The following is a 24,412-nucleotide window of genomic DNA, read 5'->3' on the forward strand; positions in this document are numbered from 1 at the left end:
GCTACCCGCCAGAGCCCGGGCACTTTGTTCGTCACCTGTTCCGACAGCCGTGTAGTCCCGGAACTGCTGACCCAGCAGGAACCCGGCGACATGTTCGTGATCCGCAACGCCGGCAACATAGTGCCGTCCTATGGTCCAGAGCCGGGCGGTGTGTCAGCCACGGTGGAATATGCCGTCGCCGTGCTCGGCGTCAGCGACATCGTGATCTGCGGCCATTCCGACTGCGGTGCGATGACCGCCATTTCCACCTGCAAATGCCTCGATCACCTGCCGGCGGTGGCCAACTGGCTGCGCCACGCCGAGTCGGCCAAGGTGATCAACGCCTCCCGGACTCACGCATCGGCCGAAGAGCGACTCGATTCGCTGGTACGGGAAAACGTCATCGCCCAACTGGCCAATCTCAAGACTCACCCTTCAGTCGCTCTGGCCCTGGAGCAGGGTCGACTGAACCTGCACGGCTGGGTCTACGACATTGAAAGCGGCGGCATCGTCGCGCTGGACGGCGTCAGACAGGGCTTCGTTTCGCTCACCGACTACCCAAAGACCTGTGCCCAGTCCAGCAAATTGCCACACGCCGCCTGACCCAGAGTGGAAGCAACTTTTCGTACTTCACCCAAGAGGAAATCACCATGCTGCAATCCCAATTCGCTCAAGCTCCACGTCTGGCCCTGGCCGACACCATCATCGACGCCAAGGCCCGCAAAAACCTGTCGTGGCAGGACCTGACCGACGGCACCGGCCTGAGCCTGGCCTTCGTCACCGCCGCCCTGCTCGGTCAACACCCTCTACCGGTGGAGGCCGCCGACGTAGTCTGCGACAAACTCGGCCTGGATCAGAATGCCAGCCGCCTGTTGCAAAGCGTGCCCTTGCGCGGCAGCATCCAGGGCGGCATCCCGACCGATCCGACCGTCTACCGTTTCTATGAAATGCTGCAGGTCTACGGCTCGACGCTCAAGGCGCTGGTCCACGAACAGTTCGGCGACGGCATCATCAGCGCCATCAACTTCAAACTGGACATCAAGAAAGTCGAAGACCCGGACGGCGGTTCCCGCGCGGTGATCACGCTGGATGGCAAGTACCTGCCGACCAAGCCGTTCTGATTGAAAAGGTATTGTCCGCGGGGAAATCGGCGCAAATCCTGAAATCGCCTTCGCGGGCAAGTCGGATCGCCGCACCGCCGCTCCTACAGACGCATCAGACCCCGATAGCCGTCTTGGTGTAAGACTCCCGGTCAATATCCAGAATCTCCGCGCACAATTGCACCTGGACATTGGCCGGCCATTCACACAGGTCCTGCAGTACCGCCAACAGGCTTTGCGACAATTGCCGCTTGGTCTCGGCCGAGCGCCCGCTCAGCAGCGCCAGCTTCACATGCACGAAAGCCCGCTCGCCCAATCCGGTGCCGACCCGAAATGCCCCCACCTGCACTGCCCGGCTCTTGATATCGAACTCCGCCGCAAACTGCCCTGAAGCCACCAACGCAAGGTTGAGTCGCAACAATGCCTTGTCGGCATCCAGTCCCGGCAGATTGGGGGTGTATTCCATATGCAGGTGAGGCATGAAAGTGCTCCTGATCGCGTGAAGGTAAGGTGGTAGATATAGCACAGGGACGCCTTGCCGCCGCCGCCCCGGCTCTGCTTTCAGAGCGGTTTGGGAGGGGTCGCCCCGCGCTCACTCATGAACGCTTCCAGCCGCGAACGCAGCCAGCGCTCGGCGGGGTCGCTGTCGACGTGGCTTAGCCAGACCATCGACAGATCCAGGGTCGGTGTCTTGAACGGAAATGGCTCATTGAACAACTGACCGGAAGCCGCCATCGCCGCGGCGGTGTAATCCGGCAGGCTGGCGATCATGTCGGTGCCGGCGAGCAATGCCGGCAACGAACTGTATTGCGGCACCGAGAGCACCACCTGGCGCGTACGGCCGATTTCCGCCAGCCACTCATCAGCGAAACCACTGACATTGGCGGTGTGGGACACCAGCACATGCGGCCGTGAGCAGTATTCATCGAGGGTCAGCGGGGTGTCAGACTTATCCGCACGCAACACGCTGGGCTGAATATGCCTGAGCAACTTGCGTTTAGCGTTGGCCGGCAGGCCGCGGGTCTGGCTGATGCCGACGGTAATGTCGCCGGACGCCAGCAAGTCCGGGATCCGCCAGTAGTCGACGTGCTGAACGACGAACACCACCTGTGGTGCCTCGTGGCGCAGCGCCCGCAACAACGGCGGCAACAAACCGAACTCCACATCATCGGACAGGCCGATGCGAAAGGTCATGGTGCTGCTGGTGGGGTCGAAATCGTGGGTCAGGCTCAAGGCGGCCGACAGCGAGTCCAGCGCCGGCGAGAGATGCCGAATAATCTCCTCGGCCCTTGCCGTCGGCTCCATGCGATGCCCGACCCGGATAAACAACGGATCGTTGAACATTGTGCGCAAGCGATTGAGCGCCGAGCTGATGGTCGGTTGCCCGAGAAACAGCTTCTCGGCGACCCGCGTCACATTGCGTTCGAGCATCAGCGTTTCGAACACGACCATCAGATTGATGTCGGCCTTGCGCAGTTCGTTACGATTCATCTGTTGCCCTCAGTCTCCAAGACTGCTGACAGTTTAGGGAGGGCCGAGGCCTTTGCCCAATGAAACGAAGCTGCCCCCTTGTGGGAGCAGCTTTCGGATCATCAACGATGAAGCGCAAATACCGTCCTCAACCGCCAGCACCAGTGCCTCGTGCGGGTGATGGCCGAGACTCGGGAGAAGACCGGCTGGCCAATGGGTGAGCGCTCTCCTGCCCCTGACGCAAACGCAACGCCGCCAGTGCGGCAACCACCAGCACCACCGCGATCACCTTCAAGCCATTCATCGCATTGCCGGTACTCATCTCGATCGCACCCATCACCGACGGACCGACGAAGCCGCCCAGCAATCCGCAGGAGTTGACGAAGCCCAGGCCGCCGGCCAGTGCCACACCCTTGAGCCGTGAAGCCGGGTACAAAAAGATGATCGACTGGACCACGAAAAACATCAGCGCCGCCAGGCAGAACCCCAGCAAACTGAATACTGGTCCCGACACCGCCGCGATTCCCAGGCCCAGTGCCATGGTCAACAGGCCGGTCACCAACAAGTGCCGGGCCCGCCGCGGGTTGTTCGCCAGGCGTGGCAACATGACGGCGCCAATCGCTGCGGCGATCCACGGCAACGAGGTCAGCAAACCGACGCTCATCGAACTCAAGTCACCGTATTTGCCAATAATGCTCGGCAGGAAAAAGATCACCGTGTAGACCGTGATCTGGTGACAGAAGTAAACGAAGATCGCCAGCAGGATCTGCGCCGTGAAGCACTGTTTGAGCGAGTTTCCGTGGTGACCCGCGCCCTCCTCGGCTTCGGCCGCCAGGCGTTGTTCGATGCCCCTGGCTTCCTCCGCGCTCAACCACGGTGCCTGGCCAGGACGGTCTGGCAGTTTGCGCCAGACCACCCAGGCAAACAGCACCGCTGGCAGACCTTCGAGCAGGAACATCCACTGCCAGCCGCGCCAGCCGAGCATCCCGTCCATCTCCATCAGCGCCGCGCCAAGCGGCCCGCCGATGATGTTGGCAAAGCACACACCCAGCAGGAAATAACCGGTGGCGCGCGCTCGCTGCTCACGCCCGAACCAATAGGTCAGGTACAACATGACCCCCGGGAACAAGCCCGCCTCGGCAATGCCCAATAACAGGCGCAAGACGTAGAACGAAGTCTCGCCTTGAACGAACGCCATGGCTGCCGAGAGCAAGCCCCAGGTGACCATGATCCGCGCGATCCAGAAGCGCGCGCCGACCTTGTGCATGATCAGGTTGCTGGGAATTTCCGACAGCGCATACGTCAGAAAAAACAGCCCCGCGCCCAGCCCGTAAGCCGCCGCGGAAATACCCAGATCGATATCCAGATGATGTTTCGCCAGTGCGATGTTGGTGCGATCGAGAAAGCTGAGCACATAGGCTGCGATCAGCAGCGGCATCAACTTGAAGAACATCAGTTTATTCAGCGTTTTCTGGTCGCGGGGCATGGACGATTCTGTAGTGTTCATGCTGCACACCTCCCGTCGAGCGAGGTGGGCGCCATTGGAGCGATCTTCTGGTCGACCTCCCGCACCGGGTCTGCGCCCAGTGAGGTCTTGAGGCCTGCGACGATTTCATTTCCCATCGTGATATCCCTTTTTTGTTTTTGTGCGGGATGGACGCTGGCTGCACATGAGCAACCAACTGCGATTATGAACAGGCCTTAGAAAGCGACCTGGTCCCGCCCCTTGAGCCCGAGCATTTCACGGGCTTCGTCAGGGGTGGCGACACGTCCACCGAGGGCTTCGATGACGCTGCGAATGCGCCGGACCTGATCGGCATTCGATGCGGCCAGCTTGCCAGGGCCATCCCACAGCGAGTCCTCCAGCCCCACTCGAGCATTGCTGCCCATCGCCAGGCCCATGGTCGCCAGTGGAATCTGATTGCGCCCTGCACCCAGGATCGACCACACGTAATCATCACCGAACAGCCGGTCCGCAGTACGGCGCATATGGGCCAGGTCTTCGGGGTGGCCGCCGATGCCGCCGCGCAGGCCGAACACCGACTGAATGAACAGCGGTGGTTTGAGCAGACCGCGCTCCAGGAAGTGCGCAGCGGTGTACAGATGGCCGATGTCGTAGCACTCGATTTCGAAACGGGTGCGGTTCTCCGCGCACGCATTGAGGATATGCGCGATGTCACGGAAGGTGTTGCGGAATATCCGGTCGTCGCTCTCCTCCAGATAGGGGCGCTCCCAGTCGTGCTTGAATTCGGTAAAGCGGTTGAGCATTTCGTACAGGCCAAAGTTCATCGAGCCCATGTTCAGCGACGCCAGTTCCGGCTTGAACTCCAGAACCGGTTGCAAACGTTCTTCAACGCCCATGGTCGGCGCTCCGCCGGTGGTGAGATTGATCACCACATCACTGGCCGCCTTGATCTGCGGCAGAAACTGCCGGAACAATTCCGGATCCTGGCTCGGGCGGCCATCTTCAGGGTCCCTGGCGTGCAGGTGCACGATGGCGGCGCCCGCTTCGGCGGCACCAATGGCCGCCTCGGCGATCTCCCGCGCAGTGACCGGCAAATGGGGCGACATTGAAGGCGTGTGAATAGCCCCCGTAACAGCACAGGTAATAATGACTGGACGATTTTTGGACATGACTGTTCTCCGACTTTTATTCTTATTGAAAAAAATCCTGGTTACTTCAGTAAGTGCACTCTTCTGGAACTACCGCCGTTGATCCAGGCGGGTCATTCAGCCAAACAGTTACAGGTACTCGACGTTGCCATCGACACTGATCGCCTGGCCGGTCACGTTGCGCGCCGCCGGCGAACAGAGAAACAACGCCATGGCCGCGACATCCTCGGCAGTGACCATGCGTTTGAGGGAAATCTTCTTCAGGTACTCCTGGCGCATCTCGGCTTCAGGCACGCCAACTTGCTCGGCACGGGCACGGATCACGCTATCCATCCGCGGACCTTCAACAATGCCAGGCAACAAGGCGTTGACCCGAATATCGCTCTCGCCCAATTCCGAGGCCAGGGACTTCATCAGCCCGACAATCGCCCATTTGGTCGCGGCATACGGCGTGCGCCAGGCATAACCAAGGCGTCCGGCAACCGAAGCGATATGCAGCAGGTGAGCATGCGCTGACTCGCGCAGCAGCGGCACTGCATGATGGGCGAAGCGGTATTGCGCGGTCAGATTGATGTCGATGGTGCGCTGCCAGTCCTCATCGCTGATCGAATCGATGCCGCCGGTAGGCCCGGCAATTCCGGCGTTGTTGACCAGTACGTCGAGCCCACCGAACTGCTCGCGCTGAACCTTGAACACCGCCTCGATCTGCGCCGCATCAGCAACGTCGGCGCGGGTCGCCACGCTGCCTGGATAACGATCACGAAAAGCCGCCAGCGCCGACTCACTGACATCACAGACATGCACCTTGGCGCCGGCTTCAATGTAGGCCGCCGCCAGCACTTCGCCGATACCCGCAGCCCCGCCGGTAATCAATACGCGTAAATCCGGATAGGGCTGCAACCGTTGCAAGACACTCATGCGCTTTTACCTCCTGAGACAGACGACCGCGAACGGTCGTTCTTGACGAGCAGGCGCGACAGGGAATCGGCGGCCTGCATGATGTCATCGGTGACCGCTGCTCGCGCAGCCGCCCCATCGCGCGCTGTCAGGGCGTCGACAATGCGCGTATGCGCCTCCATCGAGCGCTGCAGATGCGCCTTGTCCGGGGCGACCAGGGCAAAACAGGGTCCCATGTGCAGCCAGAAATTCTCCACGGCAGCCATCGTCAGCTCGGCTTGAGCGACCGCGTAAATCCGCCGGTGAAAGGCAAAGTTGGTCCACAGGTAACGAGAAACATCGACCTGATCGGCAGCCTTTTGCATTTGCTGGCAAAGGTCGGAGATTTCCGCCAGATCGGCCTGGTCGAGCAGCAACACGGCCTTTTCGGCCAACAGACCTTCCAGCGCCACCCGCGCATCACGAATCTCGCGCAACCGCTCGACGGTCATCATGCGCACCCGCAGACGGGAAGTTTCGGTGACTTCAAACGCATTCTCGGCGCTCAGACGCTGCAGCGCTTCGCGCACCGGCATCGGGCTGGAACCCAGGGCTTCGGCCAGACCGCGAATGGTCAGCTTCTGGCCAGGCTGAAAACGGCCGCTCATCAGGGCTTCACGGATCTGCCGATAGACCTGATCCTGCAAGGTATCGCGGGAAACCTGGCGCAGCGTGGGGAGAGGAATCGGACCATCTGTCATGAGTCAAACCTGTGTTGTGGTTCTTATGGGTTAAATATGTGATCACAAATCAAATATGTCAAACAGTTTTCGACAAAGGCACCTGAGTGCCTGATTGCAAAACCTCGATGAAGTCAGCCCATGACACAGTCGCCCGTTGTGTTCGCCTGAGCAACGCACGGGCGCAGTAGCTGGCTTTGTCTTCGGTGTTGAGCATTGGGGAGTGCGAGACGATGTGCTCGCTAGCGAGATCAAGGCCTACTTGTCCGCGCCCATGTCGCGGGTTGAGGTCACGGCTTCTGCGCCAGGCAAAACACCGTCAAACCAGCCAGACGGTTCGCGCCCATGAAGGGAAGCTCAATACTGCACAAGGTCTTCAAAAGCCTGTTGACCAGCGGGTGATGCCGCTTGAGTTGCGAGCGTGGTGGCGAAGGTTGCGCACCTTTGGGCATTAGCCGCAGGGTGGCCGCTATCGGGAATACCAGACCGAAGTAGTAAGCGCCCTGCCGGACCGTCAAACCTGCGTCTTTGGCTAGCGTCTCCAGTTGCGGCAACGTGTAGCGACGTTTGTGTTCGAGAAAGTCATCGTGTCCGCTCCAAAGGAACTGGAACGCAGGCACTGTCATCAGAAAACGGCTCCCGGACGGAACCTTATCGACGTAAGTCTTGAGCAATCCAAGATCGTCATCGACATGCTCCAGCACGTCCATCAACAGCACCAGATCGGCCTCCACAGACTCGATCGAACGGCGGTAGTGCACCGGTTTACCGGCGGTCGCGGCATCCGAATCCGCCCCATAGCTGATGTCCACGCACCAGGCCTCGGTGGCGGGGGTGTGGGTCAGCAGATAATGGGTAAAGAACCCGGAACCGGCGCCTACATCGAGAATCTTGTCGAATGGCGCATCACCCAGCAGACGAGTCGTTGCCGCGGCTTTTGAACAGTAATACCAATGTTGGTCAATGCTTGAACCGAGGATGTCGGTTTCCTTGAGATCCATGGTCAATCCTCGAAAGCCAGCTCCAGACCAATCAGTGTTTCATCCCTGAAGACGCCGGTAATCCTGGCGATGAATAGCTCCCCACGTTATAGACCAGCCTCAGTTTCTGCGTTTGGAAAGCGGACGATCACCTCCCCTTATATCGCTGAATTGCCAGTTCCCTAGCGATTTATCGACTCAAGAAAGACCAAGATGACTACTGGCTGGGGAAGCCGGATACCGGAGAGGTGCACTACCGCTGCACCCTGAGTCCGCAGAGAGAGAGAGGTCGCAAGGGAATGAAACAGGTACCCCATACTCACCAGACGAAAAAAAGCCCCGAGGGCTATAAGCGCTCGGGGCTTTTAAATATGGCGGAGAGATAGGGATTCGAACCCCTTCACACGTCCCTCAGGTCCGCTCTAGACCATTAAAAACGGCGTTTTCGTAGTTTGTCTGAGGCGTACTGCGGCCTGTGGCGGCCCCTGATTTGCCCTAATTTTGCCCTAAACCTTTCTAGCTTTAGCGGCGCTGAGCCGTACTGGAATCGGAAATTTCAGATGGCCTAAGGGAAGCCTAACGATTGCCAATATGAATACTTGCGATAGACCGTTTTCGGCCCAGGCTGTGTGAAAACGCATGCACCGTTGTAAAATCTGCGTTGCTACGTAAAATCTGCCAGCGTTTGGGATCCACCCTTGATCAGCGCATAGCCCACCAGGCAGAACACGTGAAACATTCGACACTTACTGCCGCGCTGCTCTGTCTATTACTCGGCACTCCCGTCAGGGCCGAGCAGTATCAGGTCGTTACTGAAGAGTGGGCGCCGTACAACTACCAGGAGAACAATCAGCTCACCGGCATGGCCACGGAGATCGTTCGGGGCATAATGGCGCTGACCGGGGATGACTTTGAGGTGGTGCTGCTACCCAGTATGCGAAGCACCCGCGCATTGAAGACCCGGCCCAAGACCATAATGTATTCCCTATTCCGCACGGCGGAGCGCGAACCGTTATACAAGTGGGTCGGACCGATCGTGGAAGAGTCCATTCACCCCTATCAGTTAACCAATGCGCAGCAGCCGGTGAATTCCTTAGAGCAGCTACTGCACGCCCCACAGATCACGACGAGACATGCCGGCCTAATACCCGAGATTCTGCAGTCGCGGGGCTTCAACAACCTCAAAAAAAGTGCAACCGGGAGCCTGCAGCTCTATCGCATGCTGCTAGCCGGGCGCACCGACATCATCATAGGCGACACCACTGCGGGGGTGGCTTACTACAGCCGCCAGTTGAACATCGCCCCCGGCACGCTGCGGCAGATTCCCATCGAGCTCTATCGCTCATCGCTGTACATCGCCTTCAGCCGCGACTGTGACGACGAACTGGTAGCCGCCTGGGTCAGCGCCCTGGAGCAGCTGCGCCACTCGGGCGAGCTGGAGCGCATCCAGGAGCGATACAATCAACCCATCGGGCAATGAAAGCGCGGAACCAGCGCAAGCCCGCCTCGCACTTATCTACCCTTGCTCTCTCATTCAACGTGGAGGATAAGCCACGAACATTATTGCTACATACAGCCATCAGCCTTGAAATAAGGGAATGGCTCGACGCGGCCACGCCAATGGAGCGGGCCGAGCAGATGGCGCTACTGTAGGGCGAGCCTTCCGAGGTCTTCGAGTGGTTCAGGGTCGATGTGGCTGTGGGTAATGCGCGGAACCAGGCGCAGGGCCTGATCCTCCCCGCTCAATCAAGCGTCTGCACTGACCCTCTCAGCGCTCGCTGATAAAATTCATGCACCGCAGTCGTGAGCGATTCCACATGGATCCTCAGCCGTTCGACCTCCGCGGCCGGCTTCACGCCTTTCGCTTCGTAGTACCCTATCAGCGCTTTCAACGCCTGTTGAATTAGCGGCTCCACTGCGGCGATCTTCTCGCCAAGGTCTTTCATGCACACTGCGTCATCCATAATTGCCATCCTGACTATGAGCCCTATCGGGGTGGACCAGTCAGGATGTGAGCCGTTCAAACAAAAGCACCATCTATCAGCATCCATGGCGAAACAGTTTAATTGAGCCAAACTTTTTTTTGCCATAGGCCGTTATGGTCAGGAGCGATGACCGCCCCCCAAAACCCCTGTCGGGAACATCAAATGGTACGGAAAGTGGTACGAGAAACATCCCCTCTCCGGCGTCCTGCCGACCGAACACAATCCACCTATCGCATTAGTGAATCACCGATAGCTGCCGGACCGGCCGGCACACGGTAGCCGCTTTTTACTTCATACCTTCCCGCCCAATTGTTTAGCGACCCGACTCGATAATTCCGTGATATCAAGGAATCGCTTGTTTATTCGTCTCTTGGATCAGTTGCCACTGTTGGCTCTTTCCACTCGACACTTGAAATGCTGCCTACGGCAATCGCAACGGCCTCTACCTCTCGCACCAGTCTTGCGTACACAACACCACTCCAGGCTGTCTGCTACGGTCGTTTGATGACACCTAAAGCTTTCCTTCAGGATCTAGAACTCGACGCACTCCAGAATCAGTAGGCAAGACGTTCGTGTAACGTTCGGGACCACCCTCGCCTTTAAATTCGACTAACCCCAAATCAAGCAAGCGCTTAAACGGCTCGATGTCCTTACCACTAACTTCAATTTGACCTTCATGAATTCTGGCCAGGAGCTCATCCAGTTCTTCCGTCTTGTATGAAGGCATTACATCCACCTCGTCATTTGTATAGCCGGTATTGGCAAGACTTCAGTGAAGGCACTAGGTCGGCGCTTGTCAATTCGACGGTTCGCCTCTCCGATTTTTCCTGAAAACGCATATCGGGGGCGGAAAGATGTTGGGTAGTTCCTGCCAAATGCGGGTCAGATTACCCATCACAGGGCCAAAAAGGTGAGGTGATCCAAAAGCCAAGGGAGATTCTCAACCGCTCCCCGATTGGCCAGGACGCAGGTGATGACCCTCATCGCTTCGGTGGCCCATCTTCCTATTGGCTAGGCTGTGTCGCGCCGTACTAGGTGGGCGCACGGCTGAAGCCCTCAGGGCCCTGCCAAGAACCGCAGCGAGATAGTCGGCGAATTGCAGAGTTCACATCGATTTGCAGGTCAACGCAATATGGGCGCCAGAGGTAACATAAAATTTTCGGTGCCCATTGCCGTTGCGAACGTCAGGGCACCAGAATCTTCAGTCGCTTCTCGATCGCCGACTCGAACACCAGATAGAGGTTTTCGGCATCGCCAGCCCTTAGTGCGCCCGCTGTCTCCAGACCCAGCACAAAGCCTTCAGCTCGCGCACCGGCCTTCACTGCGGCAATCATGGTGTCAGCCCGCCTGATTTGCGCCAGCAACCGGTCAGCCTCGCACCTCGTTTTCGGCCCCAACACTACGTCTTCCACACTGCCATCCTGTCTATGAGCCCTATCGCGATTGACCAGCCTGGATGGGAGAAGTTCGGAAAATCACCACCCATCAGCATTATGAACAAAACAGTTCAACTTCGTCCAAACTCATTCAGTGCCATATGCCGTTATGGTCAGGAACGATGACCACACGCCGAGCGATTTCCTGTGCTCGGCGCCTGACTTGAAGGAATGCCAGGAGAGCGTTTTCCCCTTCGAGTCCTGCCAGAAGGAAATGCCGCTATGACCCCGATCACTTCGAAAAAAGCGCAAAATCCCCAGCGACCTGCATCCATCGACCTCAGCAATCAACTTTTCATTGAAGCTGATCAGCTCAGTGAAGCAGCCTATGCGCTCTTGAGTAACCAGCCTATTTCCGCTCAGACCCTTCATGAATTCTCGGAACTCAAAAGGCGTGCGGACGAAAAGTACCTAGAGGCCCGCCAGGAATGGCTGAAGGCCAAAGACAAGATCAATCGGTAAGCTGGAATGGACTTCAAACGCTTTGTTGCGCTGCTTTTTTAGTCATAGGTGCGGTGTAGCTGGCAACGGCCTTCGGGGTGGTCAGTTGGCTGCTGGAAGACTGCTTCGAGCCTGGCAGTGAGCGCTCCCGCGTCCATTCACCAGCTCAATGAAGCGTCCGCGCCGGACCACCCAGCAACCGAGATACATACTCCGACACCGCCGTCATGAGCGCTTCCGCTTCGAGGCGAAGGCACTCGACCTCCTCTGCCGGCTTCGCGCCTTGCGCTTCGTTGTACCGGCGCAATGCCTGCAGAGCCTGCTGCATTAGTGGCTCCCCAGCAGCTATCTTCTCGTCGAGATCTCTCATACTGGCCTCCATTACCGATGACGAAGACTTTACGACCTAGGAACATTTCCCGGATTGGGTGCCTGAGCCGCATTTTCTATCTGTCACCCTACGGCTGATGGCGAGGAGCATTCTCGGGGTTGGTCAAATGCTCGTGCATCGAAAGGTGGAGTGGAGTGGGCAACACCCCAGTCAAACATGAGGGAATCGAGGTCGACGTAATCAAGAATGGATTCACGCGAGGAATCATGTTCTAAGAGCAATGACCACTTGAAAGACGTACCAAGACAAGGGAGTTCTACACCAACGACGCGAGCTTCGTAATTGAACACCTGCCCGGAACGTAGCGTCTCAGTGAAGCGATAGGATTTACCGAGCAGATGCATCGGATTGGTAGGATAGGAAGTAGCCATGATGTTCTCCGACCAAGACGAGTGGTTAGCCTTAAGAATTATTTTATGCGGGTAGTATAGGCAGCCTCGCACGCCAGGCCAGCTATCCGGGCCCGGTCATACGCTGCCGCCAGTTCTCCCGCTGTTTTGTCAGCCCGCTGGAGCAGGTCGGAGAGCACCACGGCAGCGCGGGTGGCAGATTGCGCCGAGAATAGCTACGCTCCCGACACTTATCAGGAGGGATTTCGTGTGGAACCTAACAGCTATGAGGATGAACAGCTTGGCTACGCTATTCAGGACCTTGTTGACGAAGGTCTGCTGAAGGAGGGACCGACATCGTGTGGGATTGCCTTGCACGATAATTGCCACGATTCTCTAAGTGACGCTGAAAAACGTGTCTTCGATCACCATGTGGCACCTTTGCCGTCGAGAAGGGCGAGGCAACTCGAGCGCCAGCGCATAATAGATTCAAACCCTGACTGATCCGCGACAAGCCTCAGCTGCCGTCGAGAGTTCTAGCTCGTACCCGAGCCGCTGCCGGCGTTCAGCTAGCAGCGCCCTCCTCCCGGCGTTCTGCCGACTGAACACCATCCCATCATCGACACACATTTATCACATAAGACTGCAACGCCCTCAAGGCAGCTTGGTCGGCAATGATCCCGGCGCGGATATCGAAAACAGTCCGTCCAGCAGCTGGAGCGAGTTCGAAGGTTCCGCCATCGCCCAGGCTGGCGGCGCTGGCGGTACCGGGCACATCACCGGCACCGGCACGACAACTCCCGGCGATGCGCAGCCGGCGATCACCATCGGCAACAGCGCGGCGCAGAGTTTCATTTTCAGCGAGGTCATGCATTTTCTCCTTGGTGGTCTTGGCATCGAGGTCGGCCAGGGTCTTCTCGGCGGCTTGCTGCTTCTTCAGGGCCTGGCGCACTTGAGCCGAGGCCGCATTGCTGATGGTGGCCAGGTCAGCCTGGTGCAGGCCGGACTGTTCCGCGAGCTGCTTGCCGTAGCGCCAGTCCTGTACCTTCCACGCCGCGCCCACCGTCAGCAGCAACAGGACCAGGCCAATCACCGCCGACAGCCTCAGCGCTGCGGGACTCATGGCACCTCCTTGAAGAAGATGTGGTGCCCAAGCTTCAACGTCTGCTTCGCTCCCACAGTCCAGGCCGGAGCCTTCGGCATGGTGGTCGCGTAATAGTGGGTCGCACCACCGGTAGGATCGGGCACGGTACCGGCGATCACCTGGTCGGCAGCTCGCTGCGCTTGGGCGAACTGCCCGGCCGGGATCGGCTTGCTCCCACTGAGGGAGGCGAAGTTCGGATCGTTCTTGTTCCAGCAGCTGAACTGCCAGGCCTTCAGGCATACGCCGGCATAGCCCTCGCCCCACCAGGACTTGGTCTTGCCGTCGTTCACGCGGTTGCGGATTGTCCAGGCGACGGCGATTTGTCCCGCAAGCCCTTCCCCGCGAGCCTCGCCCCACAGCGTGCGCGCAAGGATGTCCCGGTCTTTTTCTGTGGCGGTCATGCTTTTCTCCAGGCGAAAAAAAGCCCGCACTGGGCGGGCTGGATAGCTGAAATTTGTAGTCGATAGAGACCCGATCGGCGGTTGGCGAGCCGGATTGGCGCTGGTAGGATTATTCCCACGTTCTCTCGTATTAAAGGGTGCAGGAGAAAATAGAAACCCCGACGGTCGAGAAGCGTCGGGGTTTTGCTTTTTAGTTTCTCGCTGCTAGGCTCTTCCGCAAGCTCTCTGCTCCCCTTCGTAGAAGCTAGAAGCCCTTGCAATGGCCAACATTCAGGGGCTTCGTCTTTTCAGCGCCCAGACGAAGAAAACCCCGAACGTGTCGGGGTCGTGGTGTATTGCTTGGCGCCGCCCTAATGCTTTGCTATCCAGCTACAGTTGTACTCGGGTCGATATCTGTGCCGCTGGTTTTAATAGGAGCGCCCACATTACTCGAAGTATCGACTTGTTCATTGGCGCTCAAGATAGAACTCCCCTCACCGGCATGGTTGATCTCGAACGAGCCCATTACCTGCTGCTTCCAGCCAAAAGACACCGCCCATACGCACGCCAGCGCAAATAAAAAAATCATCTGTATCGCCACTTTTGAAATGCTAGGCATGGGTTCTCTCCTCGACCGTATTATTTTTATTTGAGCATAGAACTATTTCAGCGTGATGGCAGACAAGGGCAGCATGAGTCACCTACGCACAGCGTACTGCTTGGCGCCGCCTACCCTGACGCCAGCCCAGAACAGCCAGGCCCGCCATCGCGCCACACCCTCCGCACGCAACGCCCGATACAGAACCGCATCAGCTTCCTTGCGGCTCGCCTGTCCGCCGAAATACAACCAGTCATGCACCGTCGCGGCGTAGTTGCCGTATCCGGACACCAGGGCGAACAGTACGAACAGGAAGGCGTTGTGCAGCACCTTGATGCTCGCGAAGTCCGTGACGAAGCCGGCGGGCACGGTGATCGTGCGCTCGTCCTCGTCGGCAAGTACCAGGTCATCGAGGAGCGTGTAGGTTCGCCGGTCGGTTTGATCGGTCTTCAGGGTGGTGACGAAGCGGCTCATGCTGGCCACCCCTCTTCCAACATCACCGCGGTGATCGATCCCTCGGCCACAGCACCCAGCAACGCATCCTCGCGGTCAAAGCAGAGTTGAACGTGCTCGCTCACGGCATCGGCCACGGCCAGCACCTGCTCTGCCGTCAAATCCACGAATCCCTGCGATGTCTTCCAACGCAGCACATAGTCGGCACTTCGATCAGCGCGGAGTGCAGCACCGTTAATCAGCAACTTGCTGCGGTCGTCTGTGTCGATGGCCATCCCGCCGAAGGTAGTGCCGGATGTCTCGGCGCTCCAGCGGCGGGTAGCAATGCGTTCAGCCCACTCTGCGGCGATAGCAGAATCCCGCGCCGCCTTCTCTGCCGTGGTCATGGCGACCTGCTTGCGGGCGACTGTGACCACCTTGCGCGCAGCATCGACAGTCAGAACTTCCGCGCCCCACTTCTTGTTAACGCCCAGTTCGCCCTCGATGTTTTCCTCTGGCCACCAGGCGCAGTCTTGCACGCCGAGTTCGACTGGAGTCCATGAAAGGTCGACGAGGGATTCAGGTTCGCGGGGGAGGAAGTCGGGGATTGGTTCGCGGGTTGCTATGTTGTTTTGGACTCGCAAAAATACAGACATAGGATACTGCCCCTTAGTTGAACTCTACTACTTGCACAAGAAAAGTGGCAGCCTGATAAGTTGTGCCGATGAATGTTCGTGATAGATGCAATTGATTTTGGTCATACAACATCTGAAATATTGCCCGCCCTGACCCCCAGTTATCGTTAACGTTAATGCTGTTAAGACTCGAAAAAAACAAGCATTTCCGCAAGTTTAAACCGTCAGGAAGCGGAACTTGTTTGTTTGCAACATCCAGAGTGCCTGGGGTACCAGCCGCCAGCGTCACCAGTACCTTAACCACCTGCTTGCAATTGGCAAACTCTAAAACGGTCACATCGGCTGCATCGCCACTGTACGGAGCATTACTAACCCCGATACTAACTGATTCATCGGTCCATGCCACTAATCCTGATAAGCAGTCACCATTAGGGTTAGGGCTCCCGCATGATCGCAGTATGACTACTGACTTGGACATGTCTACCTTCTTTGTAAAAGGCAGAACCCGGGTATTACCAACACCCCCGAAATAGGTAGTGTAGTAATACTGTTGAAAACTTGTTATTTCAGCACTTCCGCTTTTTCTTGGTTCGGGTAGGCCGGGAAGCATTGCCGATCCAGTACCGATATCATGAAGATCGTAGATGCTCATCAGAAATCTGCCCCCTCGCCAACAAATACAACGCCCGACGCCAGCGCGACCTGAGTGCCGATCCAGAGCTTATCGCCTGCGCCCAGTCGGATCGGGTTCGCCGGAGTGATCTTCGAGAACAAGGTCTGAACGATCTCAGTCGTTGCGCTCATCGCGTAGGCTGCCATGAGCGCCGAATCTTTCAGCGCAAACTTGCTATGCGGCGTCGGCGACTCATCGGCTTTGGTGATAAAGAGGACCAGCGAGTTTGCTGTGGCCGTGGCCCGAGGCATTGCCGAAAGCTTGGTGAGCAAGCTGCCCTTGGCACCCGCCAACATAAGCTCTACAACGTTGGTCGGTGTATCTGTCGCGATATTGCCAACTGCCGCCGTGGCTACTGCTTTAACAAGGCGAGGGGTTTGCGCAAACGCTGGAACGGCTGTCATGACCATGATTCAAATCCTTAACTGAATGCGAGAACGGCTGCATAAACCGTGGCGAGATTGCCGGATACACCGCCAGCGCCTTCGGCGGCAGCGGCGGAAGCTGCTGCGTTCACTGCGGATGCCAGGGCGTCATTCTTTGCAGCCACAGCCGTGGCCGAAGCCTCAATGGCTTCGCTGGCATCGACGGCGGTGTCATTGATGAAAGCCACGGAGGTGTTCATGGCCGTGATCGTAGGCTGCAAGGCCGCGATCATTGCATCTGCTTTAGGCGTGAAATCAGCCGCGCCGTCGCTTCGAGTTGGCGCTGGCGGTAGGTTAGGAATAACAGGTGGAATAGCCATCAAATAACCCCCTCAACAGTAATTGAACAATCGGAAACACTCGGACCGGAAAACACGATCTGGAAGTCCTTGTAAAAACCAAACAGGATGGTGGCCTCATAGGATTCTTCGCCGATCCAAACAACGGGAGTTGCCCGCAAGTCGGCAAGCAATCTGCGAACTCTTGTTACTTCGGATGTGTCGAGAGCAATATCAAACTCCGCCCGACTGGAGAACGAGCGCTGGATAACGACCGTGTTGCCGAAGTCGTCCGTGGTCTTTCGGCTGTAGTCGTTGATGCCGACCGACGTACCGTAAAGGGCGGTGCCAATCGTCTTGACTGAGCCAATTACAAAGTGCCCGACTGCGGCAACTTCGGCCCCTGCATCAATGGTTACAACGATATTGGCCGAGCCGTACGCCGGCATATCCAGCACGACGACATCAGTGCGAATTCCAACCGGTTCAAAAAACCAGTCGTACCAATTGGTGACCGCCGCATCAACAAGGCTGATTTGCTTTCGGTATACCTCACCTTCCAGCGCGTCAACCATCGTGACTGTTACTGACTTGCCCTTAAGGTTGAATAGGGCCAGCGAGTTAACGACCGCCCCCGGCAGGATCGTGACTTCAATCGTGCCGGGGTTGGTCGTCAGGGACTCGACCTTGTTGTCGAACATCCGCCAGCGGTTGGTAAACCCCAGGTCCTGCCATTTGGTGGCATCCGAAGGATTGGCGGTATTGGCCGCAGCCAGCGACTCATAGATGTGATGGTCTCTGATTCGCTTGTCGCCCAGCGCGTAAGTACCCGCCACCCAGGCCGGATAATCCGTTTCCGGCACGTTGCTGCTGATCAGCTTTGCCGGTGTTATTTCAACCGGCTTGATGAGTCTCATAGGGCGTAATCCCTTTCCTGGGGCGTGCCTTCGGCATCCCACTTCTGAAGCAGCGCTGCAACTTGCTGATTGGTCTTGGCGATCTGGAACCGCTGCGATTTGTTTTCTTCGCGCATCTGCTTGAGTTCGGACAGAAGCGCAGCATTGTCGCTGCCACCCCGCAGCATCCCCGCCGTCTGGTTCGCGTTGAAGATCCGGCTCGGCCCTGTGACTTCCAGTTGCGGGCCGGTTTCCCCGACACCGCCACCGCGGGCAAACGCCGGCAACTGCCCAGCGTTCATTTGATCGAGTAGCCCGGTACCGAACATCCGTACCGCGTCAGCGCTCATGACGTACTCGCCATTCGAGAGCCGAGCAAAGATGCTGTCGCTGGTTCCAGTGCCAGGGCCGTAAACCTTCCCGCCGTTGGCATAGGCAGGAAGCTGACCGTTGCCGATCGCCGCATCGCGGATCGCCGCCGCGATCTGGTCATAGGGGATGGCCCCGCTGTCCAGCGCCGCTTGCCAGAACGCCCTGCCGCCGGCGTCCGCCTCACGCCCGAGCACCGACTGATAAATACTGTCGATGACCGTGCCGTTGTTTTGCGAGGTGTTGGCCACAGCGCTCCCTGCACCAGTGCGAGGCAATGTCGCCAACGCGGCGACCACTGCCGCATTCATGGCCGCGACCGCTGCGGCCACTGTCATGATCGACGTGTCGACACCATTCAAAGCATCAAGCTGGGCCTGGGCGAACGTCAGTTCCGATTCGAACTGGGCGGTCAGGAGTTTGTAGTTGTCCTCTGCCAGCTTGATCTGCTGCTCCAGCCCTTCCAGCGACTTCTCAGCCGTTGTGAGCTGCTTGCCGTTGAGCGCATTGAGTTCGGCAACCACGTTGGCAGTCCGGCCCTGGTCCCGGTTGAAGTCTTCCAGCGACCCGTACAGATCGGTGTTGTTGTTGCCGATCGTGTCGAGCGCGTCGTCGAGTCCGCTGAAGCCCGCCAAGGAACCGCCCGCCTTCGCTGTTGCCAGCGCACTTTGCAGCGTGGCCTGAGCCTGAGCCCGCAGCATCTTCACCGCGTCATCCGAGTCGCCGCGAAGCGCTTTCAGTGCTGAGCTGAGATCGTTGCCGACCGACGTCAGGCCCGAGACGTTGCTCGCAGCAGTGGCCGCCATATCACTCAGCGATGCGTTCGTTGCGTTGTACGCATCAGATGCCGATTTCTGCTGAGCCGTGATCGACCGTTGCAGCATCGACATTGCCGACGTTGCGCCGGCGATTGCGTTGGATTTCAGCGTCTCAGCCCGCTGCGCGACGATCGAGAAAGCATCGCTCGCATCGCCGGCCGAGCCTTTCAGGAAGTCGAAAAGCTTCTTGCCTGACTCTCCCGCCTGGCCAGCGGCGTAGACCATCTCCTTATAGCCATCTTTTGTCGCGGGCAGCACGACACCCATCGCCGCAAACTGAGCAGTGATAGCGATCAACTTGTCGTTGGCTCGCTCGGCTTCAGTGGTGAACAGGGTGTAATAGTTGGCGTTGGTGGCTGCCTGCTTCTCGGCAACTATTGCCTGGGCTTCGGCTGCTGCCTTGGCGCGCTCCTCGAGGATGCCGTATGCAACCGCAGCGTTCTGCGCGTACATGGTCATTGCATTGAACACGGACTGGCCGTACGCGCCGGTCATGTCGAGTTGCTCGAGCATGTCCTTGTAACCGTCCCGAGTGCCCGGGAGGACCAGGTTCAGGTCGGAGAACTGCTTTGTTACTGCCGCCAGGGTGTCGTCGGCTTTCTTCGTGTCGCTGGTGAAGTTGTCGTAGTAGCTGGAGATGTTGGTCTGCAGCTTCTCCATGCCTCCAGCCAGGGCCACAAGGCTCTCAACGGCGCGACCACCTGCGACGTTGAAGCCCACCATTTTCATGCCGAGCAAGTCAAAGCTGGCGTTCATGGTGTACAGGCTGTTAACGAAGGTGGTCAGACCCTCAAAGGTGAAACCGTCCAGGCCGGCGCCCGTGGCTGTGTTCATCGCAGCCACTGCGGAATCGCCGAGCGCGTCGAACCAGTCGTTCATCGCGGTCTGGACGTATTCGTCCGACTTGCCTTTCGTGTTGATTTTCTTCTTGGCGATGTTCAGGCCGTCGAATGAATTCTCATCCACTTTGATGCCCAACATAGAAGCAAGACCCATGGTGCCAAGGATCTTCTCGTTGAACTTGCCGCCGACATAGCCGCCTGCCTCCTCACCCAGCGGGCCGTATTTGGTTCGGCTCTTGCTGCTACCAGAGATCCACCCGCCTTTTTTCTCCTGCTCAAGGTACTGACGAGCCTCAAGCTGCCCGCCGTCTACCTCAAGAGCAATACCGGAGTTCTTGTTTTTCCACTCGCCGCCGAACAGCTTCTCACCGACTTTCTTCGTGAGCGCCTGGTGCAGAGTCGAGCCGGTCAGAATGGCAGCCAGCTTGCCACCCACCAGCTTGCCCAGCACATCGTCCTGGACTTCGAAGAAATCAGACATGGCCGCGCCGGGCGCCATTGCGACCTTGCCGAGCGTTGTTCCGCCCGCGCTGTCCCTGATCTCACCACCGTCCGGCCGGACCCCTTGGTCGTACAATTTTCCGGATTGATACATTCCCGCGACGACCGCGAGTGGCCACATGGCGGCCATCGAAGACATTGCTGAAGAGAAGGCGGACGCCCCACCGGCCGCGTAGGTGGCTGAGCCCGCAGTGCCTGTTACCAGGGAACTCCCTAGCGCGTAGCCGGTCCCGCTGGCGGCAGCGGTCGCTGTCGTGGTGGCGGCGGTCTGGAGACCTACCGCTGTTGCTAAGTTGGTGAGGCCAGTCGACAGATAGCCCGCGGTATTACTGATCAGGGTGCTGTAGTAGCTGATGCCCGCCGATGCCGCGCCACTCGCGCCGCCACTGGCCCAGCCTGCAACCATCTCCGCACCCACGCCCGTGACCGCGTTCCAAGCTGAAACCAGATCTTTGCCGACGCTGGCCAGACCGCCAAACATCGAGCCGCCACCAGATGAGCCAGAAGACCCGCCGGCGCCACCCAGCAACTTGCCCCAGACCGCAGACAAACCCTGCCCGTTATCGGTACCGGTCAGCCAGTTGCTGATCGAGGCGAGCAACGGCTTGGTGGTGAGCATGTGAGCGATCTCGCCCAGCGTCTGCTTGAAGCCTTTCTTCAGGTTGTCCCACAGGCTCTCCGCGCCGTTGCCGATATTGCCCCAAGCGGTGGCGAACGCTTCGTCGATACGATCGATGGCGCCCTCAGTCATCCGCCCCCACAGGGTGGCCTTGGAACGGTTGACCTCGTACTCGTTGCCTAGCTTGACCAGGGCATCCTGATAGAGCGCCGCATTTGCTGGATATCGGCCAATAGCGGCGTTCAGCGCATCCTGTTCGTTCGTGAAATCGCGCAGGAGTTTGGTCTTGGGATTAAGGCGATCAACGATGCCTTCGACTTGGCCCGCCTGCTCCAGCGCCTTGTTGGCTTTAAGTTGCTCCTCAGTCTGCAGCTTGAGCAGCTCGTATTCCTTGCTCCCCTCTGCGATATTTTTGCCCGACAGCGCAATCGTCATAGCCTTGGTGACGTTGAAGGCGTCGAGTGCATCCTTGCCCTGAAGGGTGGCGGTGGCCTGCTTCAGGATTTGCTCAACTTCGACCTTCAGCTCACTGGTGGCCTTGGCCACATCGCGCCGATCCTCGGCGTCCTGCAGCGCGTTGACCGCCGCGGTGACCTTGGCGCGCGCGCCAGCCCCGGTCTTGAGCAGCTCTTCCTCGATCCGCTGCTGAATCGTGATCGCGCGAATGTTATCGGCGCCCGACAGATAGGCCTCGGCCATTTCGTTGGCCGCCGCGGTCGAGATCCCAGACTTGGCCAGCAGATCGTCCAGGGCCTTCGCCTGGTTCTTCAGTGCGGTTGCCGCAGCGTTGGCCGCCTTGTCGACATTTTTGTTCGCTTCCGTCGTGGCGTTGAGCTGGGCGATGGCTGCATCGGCGCGCTGAGTGGGGGTCGCCGCCGGGACCGCCGGAACCGCCGGGGCGAGACCGCCGTTCGTGAGCAAACCGTAGCCCGACAGCGCTGACTGCGGGGTAGCAGCGCCCAGGGCCACGCGGGTGGCCGCCACCACCGCGAAGTTGGCGGCCTGTTCGATGGCGGTGATCTGCCGCCGCGCGCTGTTTTCGGCGGCGGTGGCCGTGTCGGCGTAGGCCTTGCTTTGTGTGGCGGCGGCTTGAGTCGTGGCCGCCTCGGCCGTGTAGAGCGCCACCAACTGCAGTTTGAGGCTGGCCTGCTGGACCTTGTCGCCGTCCTTGATCGCGGCCTGGTACTTTTTCAGCGCATCCGTTTGCTCGGCGATCAATTTCGCCTGGGCCACTTGCGCGGGCGTGGCGCCCATCTTGGCCGCCGTATAGGCCGTCTCGGCCGCCGTGTTCGCGCCGAGCAGATCGCGGGTTTTGGTCAACTGCTCGACGTACTTGTCCCACGACGCTTTGACGGCGTCGGTCTGGCCTGAGTCTTTTTGAGCGACTTTCAGTTTTTCGGTGCTGGAAGTCACAGCAACGGTTGCGCCGCTGACCGCGCCTAGAATTTTGCCAAGATCTCCTGCCTTTTTAGAGGTCTCTTCGTAGGCGCTGGAAGACTCGGACAGCTTCTTGATTTTGTCATCGGTGAGGCCTGCATCTTTTTTGGCCCACTCAGTGACGCTATCCAGGGTGCGCTGGCCTTTTCGCACCTCCTCGATCATTTCCTTGAACTTGGCCCGGTATTCATTGGCGTCATAGCCAATCTGCAAAAAAGCTTCGGCACCATCTGCGGAATACTTATTGAGCGCTGCGTTGGCCGACTCGGTGGCTTTAATTTGCTCCTCTGCCCACGTGATGGACTGATAGCGGCGCTGAGCTGCACCAAGCTCATCAAACTTCTTGATCGACTCATCTACTGTCGAATTTTGGTCTATCAGGGCGGCGGTCGCGCTGTCGGCACTGTCGCCGAAGTCAATGAAGGACGCGGCCACCAGGCCGGTCATCGCGATCAAGCCCACCGGGCCACTCAGCAGGGCCAGCAAGCCGCGGCTGGCCGTGGAGAGCACCAGGGCGGCCTTGGCGCCCGCGCTCGCCGCGCCAGCGGCCCGATCAGACGCCACCATGGCGGCGTTGGTCGCCGCGGTGGTTTCCGCCAGCACCCCGCGGGCGGCGGTCTGCGCGCCCAGGGCGGCGGTGATCGAGGCGGAGGTCGCCACGGTCGTCGCGGCCAACGACACTTCGGCGGCCTGCACCAGTTTGATCGCCCCGGCTTCGGCGATGCGAAGTTCGGCGATGCGCGCAATGGACAGGCCACGGCCCTGATCGGTGATCTGCGATTTAAGGCGCTGCCCCTCCAGTTCGCGCTCCGCCGTTAGCGTGGTCTGAACCAGCTTAAGATTGCCCAGCTCGGACGCTTGGCGCACCCGGTCAGAAGCGACCTTGCCTTGAGCGGCCGCCAGCTCCAAGGCTGCACGCTCGACCAAGCCCTTGGCTTCCAGTTGCCGGGTCTGGGCGGTGAGCAACGATTGCCGGGCCAGCGCCGCTTCGGCCGTCAGCGCCTCCAGGCTGGCCTTGGTCGACAGCGCTAAGGCGCCCGCTTGCACAATAGAGGCATCGGCGGCCTGCAAAAACGAGACCACCAGCTTCGCGGAGCCCAGCGCGAGCGCGGCCGCCCCCACATACGCCACACTCTCCAAGGCGCTGCCGACGTTGTGCATGGTTTCCGCGAAGGCATCGCCATCCGCCGTGAGGGCGTCCATGGCCCGGGAGGCGGAGGTCAGCGCCGCGGAGATCCGGACGCTCATCCCGCCGAGCTTATCGCCCTCGCCGATCAGCTTGGTGAACGAGCTTTGCACCCGGGTCATTCCGGTACCGATGGTGTCCTGCATCTTGCCGAACAACGCATCCACCGCACCCTGTTGCGCTTGCAGGGCCTGCACCACCGACTCCGCGGTCAGCTGACCCTCAGCACCCAGGGCGCGCAGCGCACCCACCGAGACGCCCATGCCTTTGGCGATGGCCTGACTGAGCGCGGGCGCTTGCTCCATGATCGAGTTCAGTTCTTCGCCGCGCAGCGTGCCCGAGGCGAAGGCCTGGCCGAGCTGCACCAGCGCCGCGCTCGACGACGCGGCCGAAGCCCCGCTGATCACCATCGTTTTGCTGATGGTCTCGACGATGCTGGCCACCCCCTTACCGCTCAGCTTGAGCGCGTCTTGGTTTTGCGCGATGCGCTGATACAGCTCCGCGGTGGCACTCAGCGGCTGGCCGGCTTTCTGCGCAATGCTGAACACCGCGTTTTGCGCGGCGGTGAACTCGGCGCTGTTCGAGGTGACCAGTTTCAGCCGGTTGGCAATTTGCGTGTAGACCTCGGCCTGGTGGATCAAGGCGCCGATCCCGGCACCGCCAATCCCCAGGGACAGGGCGCCCGCGAGCAGACCCCCCGCGCGTTGCGCGCTGAGCCCCACGCGATCAAACGCGGCATCCACCTGCGCCAACTGCCGGTCAATACGTCCGGAAACCTGCGCCACCGACGAGTCGGCACGCGCCAGCTCTTGGCGCATCTGCGCGGTAGTGGCTTCGAG

Annotated in this window: 26 protein-coding genes and 2 pseudogenes; 4 read left to right on the forward strand and 24 right to left on the reverse strand. The window is 59.2% G+C overall.

Going from position 1 to position 24,412, the window contains the following annotated elements; translation table 11 throughout:
- A partial coding sequence (locus tag F8N85_RS32285) for a carbonic anhydrase (protein WP_150807478.1) occupies window positions 1-582 on the forward strand: 582 nt, incomplete at its 5' end.
- A 47-nt stretch (window positions 583-629) separates the two neighbouring features.
- Window positions 630-1,100, forward strand: coding sequence for a cyanase (gene cynS / locus F8N85_RS32290; protein ID WP_150807367.1), 471 nt, complete (start codon window positions 630-632; stop codon window positions 1,098-1,100).
- 94 nt (window positions 1,101-1,194) lie between these two features.
- On the opposite strand, the gene F8N85_RS32295 is transcribed toward cynS, so the two are convergent.
- From F8N85_RS32295 to F8N85_RS32325, 7 genes are all read right to left on the reverse strand, one after another.
- On the reverse strand, window positions 1,195-1,560 hold the full coding sequence (locus F8N85_RS32295; protein WP_150807479.1) for a 5-carboxymethyl-2-hydroxymuconate Delta-isomerase: 366 nt from the start codon (window positions 1,558-1,560) through the stop codon (window positions 1,195-1,197).
- 80 nt (window positions 1,561-1,640) lie between these two features.
- Window positions 1,641-2,570 carry a LysR family transcriptional regulator gene (locus tag F8N85_RS32300; protein WP_150807480.1) on the reverse strand — a complete coding sequence of 310 codons (930 nt, stop codon included), beginning with the start codon at window positions 2,568-2,570 and terminating at the stop codon, window positions 1,641-1,643.
- A 127-nt stretch (window positions 2,571-2,697) separates the two neighbouring features.
- Window positions 2,698-4,056: an MFS transporter gene (locus F8N85_RS32305; RefSeq protein ID WP_224795792.1), complete on the reverse strand. Its 1,359-nt coding sequence runs from the start codon at window positions 4,054-4,056 to the stop codon at window positions 2,698-2,700.
- A 194-nt stretch (window positions 4,057-4,250) separates the two neighbouring features.
- Window positions 4,251-5,183 (reverse strand): 3-keto-5-aminohexanoate cleavage protein, encoded by a 933-nt coding sequence (locus tag F8N85_RS32310; protein WP_150807481.1) that lies wholly within the window; start codon window positions 5,181-5,183, stop codon window positions 4,251-4,253.
- A gap of 108 nt (window positions 5,184-5,291) precedes the next feature.
- Window positions 5,292-6,080: an SDR family oxidoreductase gene (locus tag F8N85_RS32315; RefSeq protein ID WP_150807482.1), complete on the reverse strand. Its 789-nt coding sequence runs from the start codon at window positions 6,078-6,080 to the stop codon at window positions 5,292-5,294.
- A complete protein-coding gene (locus tag F8N85_RS32320) occupies window positions 6,077-6,799 on the reverse strand; it encodes a GntR family transcriptional regulator (protein WP_150807483.1) in 723 nt (240 codons plus the stop codon). The genes F8N85_RS32315 and F8N85_RS32320 overlap by 4 nt, the downstream gene beginning before the upstream one ends.
- Before the next feature lie 269 nt (window positions 6,800-7,068).
- Window positions 7,069-7,779 carry a class I SAM-dependent methyltransferase gene (locus tag F8N85_RS32325; protein WP_150807484.1) on the reverse strand — a complete coding sequence of 237 codons (711 nt, stop codon included), beginning with the start codon at window positions 7,777-7,779 and terminating at the stop codon, window positions 7,069-7,071.
- 709 nt (window positions 7,780-8,488) lie between these two features.
- On the opposite strand from F8N85_RS32325, the gene F8N85_RS32330 reads away from it, so the two are divergent.
- Complete coding sequence (locus F8N85_RS32330; protein ID WP_150807485.1) at window positions 8,489-9,238, forward strand: substrate-binding periplasmic protein; 750 nt, start codon at window positions 8,489-8,491, stop codon at window positions 9,236-9,238.
- Between the two features lie 262 nt (window positions 9,239-9,500).
- Here F8N85_RS32330 and F8N85_RS32340 read toward each other — a convergent pair whose 3' ends face one another.
- The 3 genes from F8N85_RS32340 to F8N85_RS32350 all read right to left on the reverse strand — a co-directional run bounded on the left by F8N85_RS32340 (window position 9,501) and on the right by F8N85_RS32350 (window position 11,077).
- Window positions 9,501-9,722 (reverse strand): hypothetical protein, encoded by a 222-nt coding sequence (locus F8N85_RS32340; RefSeq protein ID WP_224795793.1) that lies wholly within the window; start codon window positions 9,720-9,722, stop codon window positions 9,501-9,503.
- Between the two features lie 532 nt (window positions 9,723-10,254).
- Window positions 10,255-10,470 carry a hypothetical protein gene (locus F8N85_RS32345; protein ID WP_150807486.1) on the reverse strand — a complete coding sequence of 72 codons (216 nt, stop codon included), beginning with the start codon at window positions 10,468-10,470 and terminating at the stop codon, window positions 10,255-10,257.
- 457 nt (window positions 10,471-10,927) lie between these two features.
- Window positions 10,928-11,077: a hypothetical protein gene (locus tag F8N85_RS32350; RefSeq protein WP_318183231.1), complete on the reverse strand. Its 150-nt coding sequence runs from the start codon at window positions 11,075-11,077 to the stop codon at window positions 10,928-10,930.
- Between the two features lie 324 nt (window positions 11,078-11,401).
- On the opposite strand from F8N85_RS32350, the gene F8N85_RS32355 reads away from it, so the two are divergent.
- On the forward strand, window positions 11,402-11,641 hold the full coding sequence (locus F8N85_RS32355) for a hypothetical protein (RefSeq protein ID WP_150807488.1): 240 nt from the start codon (window positions 11,402-11,404) through the stop codon (window positions 11,639-11,641).
- Window positions 11,642-11,786: 145 nt separating this feature from the next.
- Here F8N85_RS32355 and F8N85_RS32360 read toward each other — a convergent pair whose 3' ends face one another.
- From F8N85_RS32360 to F8N85_RS32420, 14 genes and pseudogenes are all read right to left on the reverse strand, one after another.
- On the reverse strand, window positions 11,787-11,990 hold the full coding sequence (locus F8N85_RS32360; RefSeq protein WP_150807489.1) for a hypothetical protein: 204 nt from the start codon (window positions 11,988-11,990) through the stop codon (window positions 11,787-11,789).
- Window positions 11,991-12,073: 83 nt separating this feature from the next.
- Window positions 12,074-12,382, reverse strand: coding sequence for a hypothetical protein (locus F8N85_RS32365; protein ID WP_150807490.1), 309 nt, complete (start codon window positions 12,380-12,382; stop codon window positions 12,074-12,076).
- A gap of 38 nt (window positions 12,383-12,420) precedes the next feature.
- Window positions 12,421-12,564: pseudogene (locus F8N85_RS32370) on the reverse strand (DUF2514 family protein); the annotation flags it as partial.
- Window positions 12,565-12,829: 265 nt separating this feature from the next.
- Window positions 12,830-12,922 (reverse strand): annotated as a pseudogene (locus tag F8N85_RS35325) (hypothetical protein); the annotation flags it as partial.
- Between the two features lie 34 nt (window positions 12,923-12,956).
- Window positions 12,957-13,463: a lysis protein gene (locus tag F8N85_RS32375; RefSeq protein WP_150807491.1), complete on the reverse strand. Its 507-nt coding sequence runs from the start codon at window positions 13,461-13,463 to the stop codon at window positions 12,957-12,959.
- Complete coding sequence (locus F8N85_RS32380; RefSeq protein WP_150807492.1) at window positions 13,460-13,885, reverse strand: cell wall hydrolase; 426 nt, start codon at window positions 13,883-13,885, stop codon at window positions 13,460-13,462. The genes F8N85_RS32375 and F8N85_RS32380 overlap by 4 nt, the downstream gene beginning before the upstream one ends.
- Before the next feature lie 361 nt (window positions 13,886-14,246).
- On the reverse strand, window positions 14,247-14,483 hold the full coding sequence (locus F8N85_RS32385) for a hypothetical protein (RefSeq protein ID WP_150807493.1): 237 nt from the start codon (window positions 14,481-14,483) through the stop codon (window positions 14,247-14,249).
- 78 nt (window positions 14,484-14,561) lie between these two features.
- Window positions 14,562-14,936, reverse strand: coding sequence for a DUF1353 domain-containing protein (locus F8N85_RS32390; protein WP_150807494.1), 375 nt, complete (start codon window positions 14,934-14,936; stop codon window positions 14,562-14,564).
- Window positions 14,933-15,550, reverse strand: a complete 618-nt coding sequence (locus F8N85_RS32395; protein WP_150807495.1) for a DUF4376 domain-containing protein — start codon at window positions 15,548-15,550, stop codon at window positions 14,933-14,935. Before F8N85_RS32395 ends, F8N85_RS32390 begins: the two co-directional genes overlap by 4 nt.
- A 13-nt stretch (window positions 15,551-15,563) precedes the next feature.
- Entirely contained in the window at window positions 15,564-16,181 is a 618-nt protein-coding gene (locus F8N85_RS32400) for a hypothetical protein (RefSeq protein ID WP_150807496.1), read from the reverse strand.
- Entirely contained in the window at window positions 16,181-16,612 is a 432-nt protein-coding gene (locus F8N85_RS32405; protein WP_150807497.1) for a hypothetical protein, read from the reverse strand. The genes F8N85_RS32400 and F8N85_RS32405 overlap by 1 nt, the downstream gene beginning before the upstream one ends.
- Before the next feature lie 11 nt (window positions 16,613-16,623).
- A complete protein-coding gene (locus tag F8N85_RS32410; RefSeq protein WP_150807498.1) occupies window positions 16,624-16,947 on the reverse strand; it encodes a hypothetical protein in 324 nt (107 codons plus the stop codon).
- Window positions 16,947-17,822 (reverse strand): hypothetical protein, encoded by an 876-nt coding sequence (locus tag F8N85_RS32415; protein ID WP_150807499.1) that lies wholly within the window; start codon window positions 17,820-17,822, stop codon window positions 16,947-16,949. The genes F8N85_RS32410 and F8N85_RS32415 overlap by 1 nt, the downstream gene beginning before the upstream one ends.
- Window positions 17,819-24,391 carry a tape measure protein gene (locus F8N85_RS32420; RefSeq protein ID WP_224795794.1) on the reverse strand — a complete coding sequence of 2,191 codons (6,573 nt, stop codon included), beginning with the start codon at window positions 24,389-24,391 and terminating at the stop codon, window positions 17,819-17,821. Before F8N85_RS32420 ends, F8N85_RS32415 begins: the two co-directional genes overlap by 4 nt.
- Between the last annotated feature and the right edge of the window lie 21 nt (window positions 24,392-24,412).

Origin of the sequence: Pseudomonas fluorescens, assembly GCF_902497875.1 — a bacterium.
In the GTDB taxonomy this organism is placed as follows: domain Bacteria; phylum Pseudomonadota; class Gammaproteobacteria; order Pseudomonadales; family Pseudomonadaceae; genus Aquipseudomonas; species Aquipseudomonas fluorescens_BR.